The organism is Pseudoalteromonas sp. PAB 2.2, from assembly GCF_001938575.1.
GTDB classification, from domain to species: Bacteria; Pseudomonadota; Gammaproteobacteria; order Enterobacterales; family Alteromonadaceae; genus Pseudoalteromonas; species Pseudoalteromonas lipolytica.
Genome location: NZ_LYPI01000010.1, coordinates 1 through 14,084 on the forward strand (window position 1 = coordinate 1; position 14,084 = coordinate 14,084).

14 protein-coding genes are annotated in these 14,084 nt (G+C 40.7%); 7 read left to right on the top strand and 7 right to left on the bottom strand.

Annotation, left to right across the window (positions count from 1 at the left end; genetic code table 11):
* Both BWD47_RS08485 and BWD47_RS08490 read left to right on the top strand, forming a co-directional pair.
* Positions 1–313, top strand: a 313-nt coding sequence (locus BWD47_RS08485) for a GlyGly-CTERM sorting domain-containing protein (protein ID WP_143474483.1), incomplete at its 5' end; no start/stop codon positions are given.
* Between the two features lie 511 nt (positions 314–824).
* Positions 825–1,667 carry a MipA/OmpV family protein gene (locus BWD47_RS08490; protein ID WP_075593813.1) on the top strand — a complete coding sequence of 281 codons (843 nt, stop codon included), beginning with the start codon at positions 825–827 and terminating at the stop codon, positions 1,665–1,667.
* Here BWD47_RS08490 and BWD47_RS08495 read toward each other — a convergent pair.
* The 3 genes from BWD47_RS08495 to BWD47_RS08505 are packed head-to-tail and all read right to left on the bottom strand — an operon-like array spanning position 1,651 to position 3,928.
* The gene (locus tag BWD47_RS08495; RefSeq protein ID WP_075593814.1) at positions 1,651–2,841 is read right to left on the bottom strand and encodes an ATP-binding protein; all 1,191 of its coding nucleotides are present in this window, start codon (positions 2,839–2,841) and stop codon (positions 1,651–1,653) included. The two genes, BWD47_RS08490 and BWD47_RS08495, sit on opposite strands and share 17 nt — an antisense overlap.
* Positions 2,838–3,527 carry a response regulator transcription factor gene (locus tag BWD47_RS08500; protein ID WP_036970639.1) on the bottom strand — a complete coding sequence of 230 codons (690 nt, stop codon included), beginning with the start codon at positions 3,525–3,527 and terminating at the stop codon, positions 2,838–2,840. Before BWD47_RS08500 ends, BWD47_RS08495 begins: the two co-directional genes overlap by 4 nt.
* Positions 3,527–3,928 carry a DUF3019 domain-containing protein gene (locus tag BWD47_RS08505; RefSeq protein ID WP_075593815.1) on the bottom strand — a complete coding sequence of 134 codons (402 nt, stop codon included), beginning with the start codon at positions 3,926–3,928 and terminating at the stop codon, positions 3,527–3,529. Before BWD47_RS08505 ends, BWD47_RS08500 begins: the two co-directional genes overlap by 1 nt.
* A 536-nt stretch (positions 3,929–4,464) precedes the next feature.
* Between BWD47_RS08505 and BWD47_RS08510 the strand changes: the two genes are divergently transcribed.
* Together BWD47_RS08510 and BWD47_RS08515 are read left to right on the top strand one after the other, a co-directional pair.
* The gene (locus tag BWD47_RS08510) at positions 4,465–5,166 is read left to right on the top strand and encodes a DUF3581 domain-containing protein (RefSeq protein ID WP_036970634.1); all 702 of its coding nucleotides are present in this window, start codon (positions 4,465–4,467) and stop codon (positions 5,164–5,166) included.
* Between the two features lie 93 nt (positions 5,167–5,259).
* A complete protein-coding gene (locus tag BWD47_RS08515) occupies positions 5,260–6,495 on the top strand; it encodes a DEAD/DEAH box helicase (protein ID WP_075593816.1) in 1,236 nt (411 codons plus the stop codon).
* Positions 6,496–6,700: 205 nt separating this feature from the next.
* Here BWD47_RS08515 and BWD47_RS08520 read toward each other — a convergent pair whose 3' ends face one another.
* Positions 6,701–7,657: a methylenetetrahydrofolate reductase gene (locus tag BWD47_RS08520; RefSeq protein WP_036970627.1), complete on the bottom strand. Its 957-nt coding sequence runs from the start codon at positions 7,655–7,657 to the stop codon at positions 6,701–6,703.
* A 257-nt stretch (positions 7,658–7,914) separates the two neighbouring features.
* On the opposite strand from BWD47_RS08520, the gene BWD47_RS08525 reads away from it, so the two are divergent.
* Positions 7,915–10,800 (top strand): pitrilysin family protein, encoded by a 2,886-nt coding sequence (locus tag BWD47_RS08525; protein ID WP_075593817.1) that lies wholly within the window; start codon positions 7,915–7,917, stop codon positions 10,798–10,800.
* Positions 10,801–10,819: 19 nt separating this feature from the next.
* On the opposite strand, the gene BWD47_RS08530 is transcribed toward BWD47_RS08525, so the two are convergent.
* The 3 genes from BWD47_RS08530 to BWD47_RS08540 form a co-directional block, all read right to left on the bottom strand.
* A complete protein-coding gene (locus BWD47_RS08530) occupies positions 10,820–11,761 on the bottom strand; it encodes a sensor domain-containing diguanylate cyclase (RefSeq protein WP_065978450.1) in 942 nt (313 codons plus the stop codon).
* 404 nt (positions 11,762–12,165) lie between these two features.
* Positions 12,166–12,483 carry a helix-turn-helix transcriptional regulator gene (locus BWD47_RS08535; RefSeq protein WP_074989757.1) on the bottom strand — a complete coding sequence of 106 codons (318 nt, stop codon included), beginning with the start codon at positions 12,481–12,483 and terminating at the stop codon, positions 12,166–12,168.
* Positions 12,484–12,486: 3 nt separating this feature from the next.
* Positions 12,487–12,891: a hypothetical protein gene (locus BWD47_RS08540; RefSeq protein WP_065978449.1), complete on the bottom strand. Its 405-nt coding sequence runs from the start codon at positions 12,889–12,891 to the stop codon at positions 12,487–12,489.
* A 32-nt stretch (positions 12,892–12,923) separates the two neighbouring features.
* On the opposite strand from BWD47_RS08540, the gene BWD47_RS20120 reads away from it, so the two are divergent.
* Both BWD47_RS20120 and cysE read left to right on the top strand, forming a co-directional pair.
* Positions 12,924–13,100: a hypothetical protein gene (locus BWD47_RS20120; protein WP_162898024.1), complete on the top strand. Its 177-nt coding sequence runs from the start codon at positions 12,924–12,926 to the stop codon at positions 13,098–13,100.
* Positions 13,101–13,229: 129 nt separating this feature from the next.
* Positions 13,230–14,054, top strand: a complete 825-nt coding sequence (cysE, locus tag BWD47_RS08545; protein ID WP_036970620.1) for a serine O-acetyltransferase — start codon at positions 13,230–13,232, stop codon at positions 14,052–14,054.
* The last annotated feature ends 30 nt before the right edge of the window (positions 14,055–14,084 follow it).

Consider the following 14,084-nt stretch of genomic DNA (forward strand, 5'->3'; position numbering starts at 1 on the left):
AACACTTAGCGCAACGGCATCAGACCTTGATGGTGATGAGTTAACGTATGAGTGGACGGGTCCAGGTACGATAGAGTCAGCAAACAGTGCGAGCACGAAAGTGTCAGGTCTCGTTGCGGGTGACTATGTTTATACTGTGACAGTAAGTGATGGTACAACAACGGTTGAACAAAGCTTACAGTTATCAGTAACAGAAGCTCCCGAGGTTGATGACTCAGATGACGATGAGGATTCAAGCGGCTCACTTGCGTGGCTAACACTTCTAATGGCAGGTTTTGCAGGCTTAAGACGCCGTAAAGCGAAGCGCAGCTAATCACTCCCTAAGTGTGTTATGTGACAAAGGGCCTTCGGGCCCTTTTTTCGTTTGTGTACTCTGCTCGACTTAAAAGGATGTGGCCTACATGTCGTGTTTACTTCGCTTTTTAGTCAGGCTGTTTTATTAACGTTTGCAGTTAATTAAAAATGGGGGCAAAAGCCAGATTGCAAAAAGGGGGGATAGGGAAGGTGAGTGTTTATGTTACTCTTTTATAAGGGAAAATAAGTCATCTTAGAAAGATGGGTTTTTACCTTATAGCTAAAAGTAATAAAGCGATTGAAAATCCTCTGTAGCAAAATGTACAGAGTATTTCATATTTTTTTCAGTGTGTTAGTTTGAAGTAAGTGAGGGATTAGCCCCGCATTAACATACTTGTTGAGTGAAAAAATTATACAAAAATGTGTGCAAACGCTATGATCGCACCCAGAAGGGTGGAAACCTGTGGGTTATTAATCGTGTTTAGGCATCATTATAATCATTAATAATGCTATTAAGGTGAATTAAGTTGATGAAAAAATTGCTTGGCTTACTGTGTTGTTTAACGACGTCTATCGCTTATGCGCAGGGAGATGTAAAACAACCACAGTTGATAAAAAAGTCGACAATTCATGCCAGTATTACACTAGGATACGGTGGTATAGAGAACCCTGTTCTTGGTGCGGATAACGTCACGTCTCCTGTTTTACCAAGCGTGGCTTATTATGGTGATGATTGGTACTTCGACGACTTTTCGCTTGGTTACAGCTTAATCGAAACCCCAGATTACTATGTCGATTTACTCGGCCGCTTTAACGATGATGGTTTCTTTTTTGAGTTGGATGGTATCGATAAACTGTATGCCACGGGTGTCATTAGAACAGGCACTGATAGACCAACAAGACCCTCAGCTTCACCAATAAACCTGACCCCCATTGAACGCGATTTATCGTATATGGCAGGGGTAGCCTCAGCGGTAAACGTGTACGACTCTGTGTGGTTAAGTGCTGCATATTTTCACGATGTAACGCATGTACATGACGGTTATGAATTACTTTTGACTGGCTCTCGTGAATTTAAATTGTTTTCGGGTATCGCGGGTATAGAGGCCGGCGCGACCTATAAGAATGAAGAATTAATCGATTATTACTACACCGTTTTACCATCAGAAAGTGTGGTTCGCTTACCTAAATATGATTTAGAGAGTGCGGTTAATTATCACTTAAAAGTGAGTTACGTATACCCACTGAGTGACAGTTTTAGTATCGACTTTAAGCTTAAACACACGTGGCTTGATAGCCATTTGGCACGTTCACACATGATCGAAAAAAATGGTTACTTTTCGGGTTTTGCTGGAATTACTTACCACTTTTAGGCCAGCGTATTGCAATTTCAGCCCCACCGGTGTCTGTGTTGTTTGCAAGTGATATGACCCCACCATGCCAGCTGGCAATGCGATGCACAATGTAGAGCCCTAACCCATAGCCGCTTGCGAGTTTATCCCCTTCACCTTGTTTAAAAGGCTCTATGAGTGCGTCAGCATTTATAGGCAGTCCGGACCCGTCATCAGTCACACTAATGGTATAAAAATCACTTTCTTCCGCGCTGTGTATTAAAATGGTGTGTTTTGCGTACTTAGTGGCATTAATCAGCAAGTTTTGAACGGCAATGGCCATAAAACTTGCTTCGCAATAGGCATTTATTACGTCTAATTTAACGCTAAACTTAAGCTCTTTGTAGAGTTCAAATTTGTGGATCTCAGTCTCAATCAACCTTGTCAGGTTGGTTTTCTCTTGATTAAAGACACTTTGTTGATGCTCTAATCGTGCAAATGACAAATATTGTTCAAGGCGTAATTCAATTTCATCGATATCGCGTTCTATTTGAATACTTTCTTCTGTTTCACATTCAGAAATCGACAGTGCAAAGCGCATTCGCGAGAGTGGGGTACGAATCTCATGGGAAATAATGCGTGATAAATCATTATGAAGTTGTACAAACTGTGTGATGCGATCAGACATATGAGTAAAGGTATTTGCTAAAGGCGCAATGGAGGAGTTTGGTTTGATATCCAGCTCTATGCGTTGCGGCTTTTTACTGAAACGGTATGCGGCACGTTGCAATAACCCTAAATCACGAAATACAGGGCGAATAAAGGCTAAGATCATGGCTGCAAGCAAAATGTAAAATGCAAAAAAAGCGAGCCAGTCATTTTTACTTTGTGAAATAAGCGTAATAGGGCCGACTCTTTGTATTGCACCATTATCGCTCTTCAAATAAACAAATTGTTGGCCGTTTTCATTGACACTGATAATGCCATCTCTGTCGAATGATGCCTGTAAAGAGTCAGGTAAAATTAACTCATTTTGATTAAATGCGTTAATACGCGTGTCTTTATGTTGAGCGATGAGTGCTAATTCATCCACACTGAGTTGAATACTAGGGGTTTGCTCTAAGAAAAACTGATTATAGAGTTGGCCAAATGCAAGCACTAAGGCAATTAAACTTACGGTGATGATTAAATAAAGTTTAAAAAACTGCTGCTTCATATTTCTGAAATATCCAAGCTGTATCCTTTACCTCGCACAGACTTGATATCTAAAGATTCTTTATGATCTTTAATGGTTTCTTTTAGTTTTTTCCTGAGTCGACTGATTTTTAAATCGATAGCACGGTCAAGACCGTCGTACTCACGACCGATAATATGTTTGAACAAGACTTCACGTGAAACGGGTTGCGGTGAGTTTTTGGCAAGGTAGGCAATAATTTCAAATTCACTGTCGTTCAGGTTAAGCGCTGTGTTATGGAAAAAGATATCTCTTTTTTTATTATCGATGCGCAAAATATCGTTTTGCTTAGAAAAGTTATCTTGGCCAACAGAGTGGGTAATAATGGTTTTAATTTTGGCCAGTAGTAATTCAGGCTTGATTGGTTTTAAAAGATAGTCATAGGCGCCCAAATCTAACCCTTTAATTTGTGATTGCACTGAATCTAAGGCGGTTAAAAAGATCACCGGACAGCTGAACTTTTCTTTCAGCTGCGAAATTAGTTCAAAACCATTACCATCTGGGAGCATTATGTCGCAGATAATAAGTGATGGAATAAAGGTAATTTCGCTTTGGCGATATGCCTTTGCTGTATTAAAAACATCAATTGTGTAGCCATGCTTCAATAAATACGTTTGAATTAAGCTAGCTAGCTTTACATCATCTTCAATCAAAAAAATATGGTGCATTATAAACTCCAGCCAAAACGCCGTTTAATACGATAATCTTTAGCTTCATAGTTTGCTATTGAAAGTAATTGTTGCTGAACAACTTCATTGTTTATCGGATTTATTAGTTTAACAGTCAGCGGGTGCTCGGTTTTTATTATAAATTTTTCAATAATTAAGCCGTTTTGTGTATAGCACTGTGTGTACTGTGGGCGTTGTGTTACCTCTAAGCAAAGTTCTTTAAATGGGGCTAACCTAAAGTGAACTTGAATATTAAATTCACATACTTTTTGTTTTGTATCTGTTACACACACAATGGGTGATACTTTAAAAAAAGGCTGGTCTGTACTTTCATCGGCCAGCAAACTTGCTGAAAAGCACAAACATAAAAACAGTAATGACCAGCTTAATCGGTTTATCATTTAACCAAGCCCCTGTTTTCTAAAAGTCTTTTTTTCAAAGTAATATTAACCATTGAACGTTGGTGTAACGTACCTATCTCAATATGAGAGCTCATTTTTATGCCGCTTATTATAATTATGATTATGCAGCCTATGAGTGGCAATTACACGATAAAAAACGTGTTCATCATACCTTATTTACCGTTCCCGCCACAAATAGCACTAAGAACTGCCAGCGCTTTCAGACCTATTTGTGTTTTTGTCGCGACTTCTAAGTTAGCGCCTTGTTTTAAAATAGAATCTGAATTTATATTTAGTTAAAATTAATAACTTTTCATTACGCTCTGGCGCTGCTTTAGTGTTCACTATTGTTGTTCATTTGTTAACTGTTGCGTACAAATTGATACAAAGTTCATTTTAGATATAAAAACCAACATTTTAGTAATTGTAGCTAAACTCTCGCTGAGCGTGTGACTTATATTTAACAGATTCGACCTCTCCTATAAATTTTTCTGGTAGTATAGGCAGGTTATAAGCAGTTTAAGCAGTGAACAATTATGTTAAGTCCATTTTATCAGCAACATGCTGATTACGTCTCTATTACTCGTGAGCAAGGTTGTCGTTTTGCTAAGTCCGTGGCAGATGACTTTAATCCGTTACACGACAAAGATGCCAAAAAGTTTTGTGTACCTGGCGATTTACTTTTTTCGCTTGTACTCAGCCGTTACGGGATCAGCGAAAAGATGGAATTCACTTTTGCTGGTATGGTTGATGAGACATCAAAGCTCTCTTTTCCAGAAGGCGCCGATGAATTTGATATCACTGATGGCGATAAAGTAATGCTTAAAGTGAAACGTGAGGGGGCGGTCAGTCAATGTCCAGATTTGATCAATAGCTTAATTAAAAACTACGTTGAGTTTTCTGGTACCACTTTCCCGCATGTGATCATTCCATTAATGGGTAAGCAAGATGTAATGATCAATCCAGCACGACCTATGGTTATCTATGAGTCAATGCTCATTAATTTAGACCGACTTGATATTACGTCACCAGCGCTGCAATTCGCGGAGCCTGATTTCACTTATACAGGTAAGCGAGGAAAAATCACCTTACGTTTCGATTTATTAGAAAAGGGTGAAAAAGTCGGGTCAGGCGAAAAGCACATGGTGGTGTCAGGCATTCGTGAATACTGCCAAGCAACCGTGGATGATCTGATTGCGTTTTATAATCAACGCAAAGAAACACTTAAACCTGCATAACGGCAACCCTTGTAAGAAAAGGCGCTTTAGCGCCTTTTTTGTTTTTAGTGTTGCGCGTACAATAGACGTTTTACAGTAATTGTGCATCCTATCATGTCAGTAACCAGCTTTTCAGAGTTAAACCTTGCACCTGAACTCCTTTCAGCATTGCAAGCAGAGAATTATCACACCCCAACGGCTATTCAAAGCCAAACTATCCCGCTTATTTTAGCCGGGGTTGATGTTATGGGAAGTGCACAAACAGGCACGGGCAAAACAGCTGCCTTTGTTTTACCACTGCTTAATAACTTATTGCGTGAAGAGCCGCTGCCCGAGGCTGTAAAAGTTTTAATCCTGACACCAACGCGAGAGCTTGCACAACAAGTATTTGCCAGTGTTGAGCGTTATGCAGCTAATACACCTATTAAAGCCGCGCTTGCTTATGGCGGCGCCAGTATTGGCCCACAAATTAAAGCCATTAAAGGTGCGCAAGTTGTGGTGGCTACACCAGGACGATTACTTGATCATGTGATTAAAGGGAGCATTAAATTATCTGCCATTAGTGCCCTTGTTTTTGATGAAGCAGATCGCATGCTTGATATGGGGTTCATTGATGAAATAAAGCGTATTCTTCGTCATGTTCCAAAACAGCGCCAAACCTTACTCTTTTCAGCCACATTTGATGACAGCATTTTTGAGCTAAGTAAACAGTTGTTGAATGATCCTAAGTTAGTTGAGGTTGATAAACGCAATTCGGCTGCTGTTGAAGTTGAGCAGATTGTGTATGCGGTTGATGAGGATCGTAAACGCGAACTCGTTTCACATATGATCGGCATGAAAAATTGGCAACAAGTACTTATATTCACCCGCACTAAACAAACGGCCGATAGTCTGGCAAAAGAAATGTGTAAGGACGGCTTAAAAACGGAGTCTATTCACGGCGATAAAAGCCAGGGGGCGCGAGACAAAGCGCTGCAAAATTTTAAGACGGGTGTCACTCGAGTACTTGTCGCTACAGATGTTGCGGCGCGTGGCCTTGATATCGCCTCATTAAAGTATGTGATTAACTACGAACTACCCTATGTTGCAGAGGACTATGTTCACCGTATAGGGCGGACAGGACGAGCGGGTGAAACAGGGTTGGCCATGTCATTGGTGAGTATTGATGAGCAATGGTTACTGGATGAAATTGATGTTTTATTAGATACACGCTTAACACCACAATGGCTGCCAGGTTACGAGCCTGATTTAACAAAAGAGCCAAAACAAGTCCGAAAAAACACGAATAAGGCACGACGCTCTCGTGACAAAAAACGTATATTAGGGCAAAAAAATCCTAGGCGCCGATAGATTAAGCTGTATCAGTGCTAATTTAAGGGAGCCTAAATTAGCACTAATCAACACGCTAATAGCATAAGTCGTGTGTACATTAGCTTGGTGAACAAAAGCGTTTAATGAACTGTTATGCTTACCCGCATTTTCTTTGCTAGCGACCACGTTTTCTTGTTTTAAAATCGCTGTTAATTAAACGTATTGGTATAAACGCGCACATTATTTAAGCGATTTGTTTTTCGGCTAGGTTTAATTCCATGGTTGCTTTAAGTAAGCGGTAAAGATTAATTGACGCATCAATTTCTTCTTTACGGTTTGTTAAGCTCTCAATATTTAAACCAAGTGGCACCGCTAAATGTGCGCAGCTTTGTAATATGAGGTCAAGATTTTCACGGCAAATGCGTACTGACTCACTCAATGGATTTGCAGAATCAAGCATGCGCCATTTTGTTGCCTCCGGTACAGAGATACCCAGCCACTCCATAAAATCTAACGTTTTCTCACCACCACAGGGTGTAAACGTTAAAATTATACGCTTAGGTGCGATGCCTAACGCTTTGCAGCTACGTGCATAGCTAGTGATTAAATCAATGGTTGCTTGTGCGTTGTAGACGGCTTGTGAAATAAAAAACTTACAACCTTGCTCTGTTTTTTCTAATAGACGGTCATGCTCGTTACGTTTGCTTGCATGGCGTTCAGCAATAGTCACACCGCCAAGAAACACATCATTGTCTTGCTTAGCAAGGGTGTTATAAGCATCAGGTAAACTTAGTTTGATATCACCATGCGAAGATGGGCTGCCTACCAAGACTAGATTTTTTAAATCAAACTCATTACGTGTTTCGTGTAGCCAATCGGTAAATTCAGCTTCACTGCGCTGGGCAACACTTTTGTAGGTAATAACATCTAAATGAGACAGGCTACGCAACAAATGGCTGTACTCACGTGGGTCTACGGTTTCTTTAAATGGAAACGGACGCGGCTTTTCTGTACGGCTGCTTTCATCTTGAATGTCGTAGATAATGACACCATCGTATTCAATTTCATGAAGGCGACCCAATAATTTTTGTGCAATGGTTTCAAGCATGGCTTTATCAGTGCCTGATTTAGGCGGTGTGGTACCAATCAGGTATACACCCTGATTGGTGTCTTCAATTTTCTCTTGTAGTGATAAAGCCATAATCCTCATTCCAGCTCGTGCCTGCGTCTATGGGAAATAATATAGCAGCCATTTAGACGTCTAGATAGATTTTTCTGTTGAAAGTTTTTCAATGAGCATGAATTTAATTCAAGTTGGTGGTGGGGTGTTATCTTAAATTGACACACCTGTTTACATTAATTGTGCCCTTGACCCTCATATTTTCCAGTACTTTCATGCATAATCAAACACAACTGATTATGAGAAAAATAACTAACAAGTAAAATTAAAGGATCATTATGAAATTTAGATTATTAGCGACCAGTGTTGCTGTAACGCTTGCTCTTAGCGGGTGTGCGACGAATTCACAATCAAATATGGTTAAAGAAGTCGAAATAGAACAGGTTGTCAGCCAAGAAGATAACCGTGTATTTAGCCAAGATTACGTTTTAGAAGAACTAGAAAATGGTCTTCGTGTCATGGTGGTAAAAACGGATTACCCCGATGTTGTTTCATTACAAATTCCCGTGTCGGTAGGTTCTCGTAACGAAGTAGAAGAAGGCAAAACGGGCTTTGCTCACTTTTTTGAGCACATGATGTTTAAAGGCTCAGAAAAATTCCCACAAGACGTGTATTCAGATATTTTAAAAAACTCGGGTGTTGATAACCGCGCGTATACTACTAATGATTACACCAACTATCATTTAAACTTCTCAAAAGAGCACCTTGATAAAGTGCTTGAAATTGAAGCTGATATCTTTCAAAACCTCACGTACAGCGAAGAACAGTTCCGTACAGAAGCCTTAACAGTGAAAGGTGAGTACTTAAAAAATAATGCCAGTCCAATTCGTAAATTGCTTTCAGCAGTGCGTAACGAAGCATTTGAGAAACATACTTATAAACACACCACGATGGGCTTTTTTGAAGACATTGAAGCCATGCCAGATCAAATGGCTTACGGGAAAGAGTTTTTCGCAAAATTTTATAAACCAGAATATGTATCGTTGGTCATTGTTGGTGATGTCGACCCTCAAGAAACCATGGCAATGGTGAAAAAACATTGGGGTAACTGGAAAAAAGGTGATTACCAAGCAGATATTCCAGTAGAGCCAAAGCAACAAGCGCCAAAATATATACATGAGCAAAATGACGGTTTACCAGGCCATTGGTTGCTTGTATCGTATAAAGGCACTGCGTGGGATCCAACGCAAAAAGATCGCGCCGCACTTGATTTAATCTCACAGCTTTATTTCTCAAATAACTCAGCGCTTTATCAAGAATTGGTGGTTGATAAGCAAATCGCAAGTCAAATGTTCACTTATAATCCTGATACAAAAGATCCGGGGTTATTGCATGTCTTTGTAAAAGTAGAAAACGAAGCCGATCTTGCAAAAGCACGTGATGCCATTAACCGCACATATGTACAAGCACGCACTGAGCTTGTTGATGCCCAAAAACTGGCAGACTTAAAATCAAATTTAAAATACAGCTTTATCAATGGGCTTGATTCATCGCAATCAATCGCCTCGACACTTGCAAGCTACATGCATTTTGAGCGTGATCCAGAGGTAATCAATCAGCTCTATGCGACTGCCGATAGCATCACCCCAGAAGACATTAAAGCGATAGCGAATAAATACTTTGTTGATTCAAGCCGAACTACAGTGACGATGTCGGCTTTAGATAACGTGGCAGGATTTGAGCAAGAAGTTGACCTAAACGCAGCCGTTGCAAGTACAGAACAAGCGCCAACAGAGCGTCATTTTAAAGTGCTCGATAAAACCAACAGTTCACCATTGGTTGATGTTAACTGGTTATTTAATACCGGTGCCGCGGCCGATCCAGCAGGTAAAAAAGGCGTCGCCGCATTAACGGCAGCCATGCTTGCGAAAGGTGGCTCAGAAACGATGAGCTATAAAGACATTCAAAAAGCGTTATACCCACTCGCGGGTAGCTTTGGGTATCAAATCGATAAAGAGATGATTTCGTTGCGCGGTCGTGTACACAAAGACAATGCGGCACAGTGGTATGCGCTTGTGAGTGAACAATTACTCAACCCAGGTTTTAGAGAAGATGACTTCAAACGCCTGAAAAAAGAGCTTATCGATAGCATTAAAGCGGGGCTTAAAGCATCAAACGATGAAGAGCTCGGTAAAGAAGTGCTTTATCATCAACTGTATAAAGGCCACCCATACGAAAGCTATAACTATGGTGACTTATCTGATCTGGAAGCATTGACGCTTGATGATGTAAAAGCGTTTTACGACAAGCAATTCACACAATCAAAACTAACCGTAGGTTTAATTGGTGCGATTCCAAGCGATGTAAAATCTGCGATGCTAAAAGATTTAACATCGCTGCCACAAGGCAAAGAAAGCCGTTTAGTAATTCCCGATGCGCCAGCACTGAGTGGTCACCATGCCACCATTGTTGAAAAGTCGGCGCAATCAACAGCCGTGTCGTTTGGTTTCCCAATAGAGACGATTCGTAGTAGTGAAGATTGGACTGCATTATGGCTAGTGCGTTCATACTTTGGCGAGCACAGAAGTTCGAATAGCTTCTTGTATCAGCGTATTCGTCAAACCCGTGGTATGAACTATGGTGACTATGCGTACATTGAATACTTCCCACGTGGTATGTTCCAAACTAAGCCTGATGCGAACTTAGGCCGCTCTGAGCAAATTTTCCAAGTATGGCTGCGTCCATTGCGCTCTAATAACGATGCGCACTTTGCAACCCGTACCGCGTTATTCGAGTTAGATAAGCTTATTAAAAACGGCATCAGCAAAGACGATTTTGAAGCAACGCGCAACTTCTTAATTAACTTTGTGCCACAAATGGTGGCAAGCCAAGACCGCCAACTAGGCTACGCGCTAGATAGTGAGTTTTATAATACAGAGAGCTTTGTTGACTATGTACGTGGCAAGCTTGAAAAGCTAACACTTGAGGATGTGAACCGTGTTATTCGCGAGAATCTGCAAACTGACAATATTCACTACGTGTTTATTACAGGTGACGGTAAAGACATGCAAAAGCGCTTAGCGTCAGAGCAAACATCGCCTATGGTTTATAACGCAGAAAAACCAGCAGAACTTGTCGCGGAAGACAACGTGATTGCTGATTATAAGCTCGCTATTCCAGCGAAAAATATATCAGTCGTTGATGTAGAAAAGGTGTTTCAATAACACACAATAGAGTGCTCCTTTAGGGGCACTCTTCTTTATTTGTTTGCGGGTAGTGATCAGCAACAACAAGTTTGTTGCGGCCAGTATCCTTCGCTTGATAAAGTGCATTATCGGCCATTTCGATCAATTGCATGGCATTATCAGCGAGGTTTGGCACAAGTGTTGCCAAACCAATACTGACTGTTAAAGGGTGGCCAGCCAGTTCGGGGAGCTTTAATGCTGTAAGCTCGGCCATAAAACGCGTTAATAGCATTTGAGCCTGTAAACAGTGAGTATTTCCCATCACTAATATAAATTCTTCGCCACCGTATCTTGCACATAAATCGCCAGGTCTACGCGCGTAGTCGGGCAGTATTTTTGCGACTTCTTTTAGGCAGGTGTCACCAACGACATGGCCAAAGTTATCATTGAGAAGTTTGAAGTTATCTAAATCAATCATCGCCAGCGATATGGGAAGTTTGAGTCGCATGCAGCGGCTCCACTCTTGCTCATAAAAGTCATCAAAATGACGTCGATTAGCAATTTGTGTCAGACCATCAATATGCGCTAACTCTTGAACTTGCTGTTCAGCAAGTTTTCGTTCAGTGATGTTTAAATGACTAATCACCACGAAACGCTGCGCATTATACTCCAGTGGCACAGCACGCATCATAAACCAGCGTTTTTCGATGTCGCTATGACAAGGGTACTCTAAGTAAAATTCGGGTTCTTGATGATTGATGACTTTATTGAGACCTGCTAAGGCTTTTATTCCAAAATCATCGCCTTGTATTGCGGCTGACTTGCAGATAGCTAAGTAATTTTGTTTCTGCCATTGAATATCACAGTCACAATTATTCTCATCGCCAAACGTTTGCCAACTGCGATTAACAAATATGATATCGCCCAGCTCATTGATAACAACGATATGTTCTGAGATGGTATCAAGTATTAATTTCAAAAATTCTTTTGATTCAACCACATTGGTTCCTGACCATGACTACTCAATTAAGATTAGCAATAAATGCTGAGTTTTCACTGTTGTTGATGTAAAAAATAATCCGAAGCACTTAATTTATTGCGCAGTTCATTTTACTGCATTGTGAAGGTGTTACAACAGGGAATAAGTCGATACTTCAAACAACAGTGAAACAGGTTACTCATATTTTTAAGTAACCTGTTTTACGTAATAGAGAGGCTGTTGAGTCGGTTTTAAGGTTTTGCTATTTAGTTTTCTGCCGGAATCACACCAAGGCTCAACTCTGACAGTTAATCTATTTGTTATAACAATGCGCCAACTTCCACGCCGATAGCTAACAACAAAGTTGCTGCAACAAAGGCGATGAGCACTACGTGACCACGCTGTTCTTTTTTCATCATTCACTCCTAAAAAATAACAAATACTGTTGCCATACCCAGTGCAAAACTAACACACGATGAAGCTGCAACAATTGCGGCCAAGTTTTGCTTCGATACTGCTTTTGCTTCGCTTTCAACGGCTGGTTCATCGTCTAGTTTGATAAGCTCACCTTGGCGTACTTCAAATACCGCACATAGGCTCATGGTGGTTTCTTTTGATGCCGCACCTTCTTTTTCAACGCGTTGAATGGTTCGTAGGCTTACATCACAGGCGTCGGCCAACTGCTGTTGTGTCCAGTCGAACTTAAGCCTTAATGTTTTAATTGTATTAGGGTTTAATTGCATCACTTACTTCCCAATAAACGGCTCGATAAGTGTGATAAAGGCAAAACCAAAAATAGCCCCCCCAATAAAGCAACCTAAGGTAACCATAGCAACTTGTTTTGGGTTATCAGTCAGTGCGGTTTGCGTGCTTTGCTTTACCAATTTGCCAGCTTTAAAAAACGAACATTCAAGCTTGCCTGTTAGCATATTTTGCATCTTAAATTCGACTGCATACGCATTATCTTGGTAGTTAAAGTCGTGACGACTTTTAAAGCCGAAGCTGCGCTTCTCACTAACCAATTCATCGTTTACATATATTTCTTCTTTGCCGCTCATGATGTGACCAAAGCATGCGATTTGGTTATCACCATCTTGAAAGTAAAGTTTATAACCTAGTTTATGTGAGTTTAGTACGTCGTTTTTCATCATCGTTTCCTTGTTAAGTTGATGATGTAAATTTAATGATTATTTTTGTTTTTTACGCCGTCAGCGATACGCCAGTCCCTATTTTGGCATATGACAGCCAAGATGTCATATTGGTTTTGTTATTGAAATATAAGCGAATTATTTTAAGTGGTTCGATTGATGTTGTATCGGTCACTGTCGTATTGGCTTGCACTAAAATAACCGTTAGATAACAAAAAAGTAGCGATGACACTCTGGTTATTAGATATAACCAGAACAAATAAACAACGGGTTAGTACATCTTGCTACAAATCCGTTAAACTTAAGGCATAGCAGTTAGGTACAACCAGAAAGGCAAAAATATGCGTCATGAAATTTGGCAACAGCTTCGCGAAGAAGCAAACGAAGTCGTTACTCGCGAACCATTATTAGCAAGTCATGTTTACTCGTGTGTGTTAAATCATGAGTGTTTGGGGTCGGCGCTGAGTTTTATTGTTGCTAATAAGCTGGCAGATGCCGTCGTGTCAGCATTTACTATTCGTGAATTATTTGACCAAGCCTTTGTAAAATGTGACTTAATGCTAACGCATGTGGCCCATGACATAAAAGCTGTTAAAGATCGTGACCCCGCAGCCGATAGTTATTTAACTGTGATACTTAACTTAAAGGGCTTCCATGCAATACAAGCACACCGACTCGCACATTGTTTATGGCTGCAAAACAGAAAAGAGCTTGCTCGCTTTATTCAAAGTAGAACCTCAGAAGTATTTGGCGTTGATATCCATCCTGCTTGTAAAGTCGGTCATGGTATTATGTTTGACCATGCAACTGGGATTGTAATTGGTGAAACCGCGGTTATCGAAGATAACGTATCGATTCTACAGTCTGTGACATTAGGCGGTACGGGTAATGAGCAAGGCGATCGCCATCCTAAAATTCGCGCAGGCGTTCTAATTGGCGCGGGTGCAAAAGTACTTGGTAATATAGAAGTCGGTGAGGGTGCGCGTATTGGCGCAAACTCTGTGGTATTGAGTCCTGTTCCTGCCCATACAACGGTGGTTGGGGTGCCAGCTAAAGTAGTCGGTAAACCAAACTGCCCATGCCCCGCAGAAAGCATGAATCAAAACTTTTTAGATGATAGTGCAGCCACCCCTAGCAATGAATCGCATACGAGTGCTATGTTGTAATTTCAATTACATTATTATTTAAAGGGCAAC

Coding starts and splice junctions, on each gene's coding strand:
- BWD47_RS08515 (WP_075593816.1), top strand. CDS start 5,260: ATGTCAGTAACCAGCTTTTCAGAGTTAAACCTTGCACCTGAACTCCTT.
- BWD47_RS08500 (WP_036970639.1), bottom strand. CDS start 3,527: ATGCACCATATTTTTTTGATTGAAGATGATGTAAAGCTAGCTAGCTTA.
- BWD47_RS08540 (WP_065978449.1), bottom strand. CDS start 12,891: ATGATGAAAAACGACGTACTAAACTCACATAAACTAGGTTATAAACTT.
- BWD47_RS08525 (WP_075593817.1), top strand. CDS start 7,915: ATGAAATTTAGATTATTAGCGACCAGTGTTGCTGTAACGCTTGCTCTT.
- BWD47_RS08505 (WP_075593815.1), bottom strand. CDS start 3,928: ATGATAAACCGATTAAGCTGGTCATTACTGTTTTTATGTTTGTGCTTT.
- BWD47_RS08510 (WP_036970634.1), top strand. CDS start 4,465: ATGTTAAGTCCATTTTATCAGCAACATGCTGATTACGTCTCTATTACT.
- BWD47_RS08495 (WP_075593814.1), bottom strand. CDS start 2,841: ATGAAGCAGCAGTTTTTTAAACTTTATTTAATCATCACCGTAAGTTTA.
- BWD47_RS08520 (WP_036970627.1), bottom strand. CDS start 7,657: ATGGCTTTATCACTACAAGAGAAAATTGAAGACACCAATCAGGGTGTA.
- BWD47_RS20120 (WP_162898024.1), top strand. CDS start 12,924: ATGATTATTTTTGTTTTTTACGCCGTCAGCGATACGCCAGTCCCTATT.
- BWD47_RS08535 (WP_074989757.1), bottom strand. CDS start 12,483: ATGCAATTAAACCCTAATACAATTAAAACATTAAGGCTTAAGTTCGAC.
- cysE (WP_036970620.1), top strand. CDS start 13,230: ATGCGTCATGAAATTTGGCAACAGCTTCGCGAAGAAGCAAACGAAGTC.
- BWD47_RS08490 (WP_075593813.1), top strand. CDS start 825: ATGAAAAAATTGCTTGGCTTACTGTGTTGTTTAACGACGTCTATCGCT.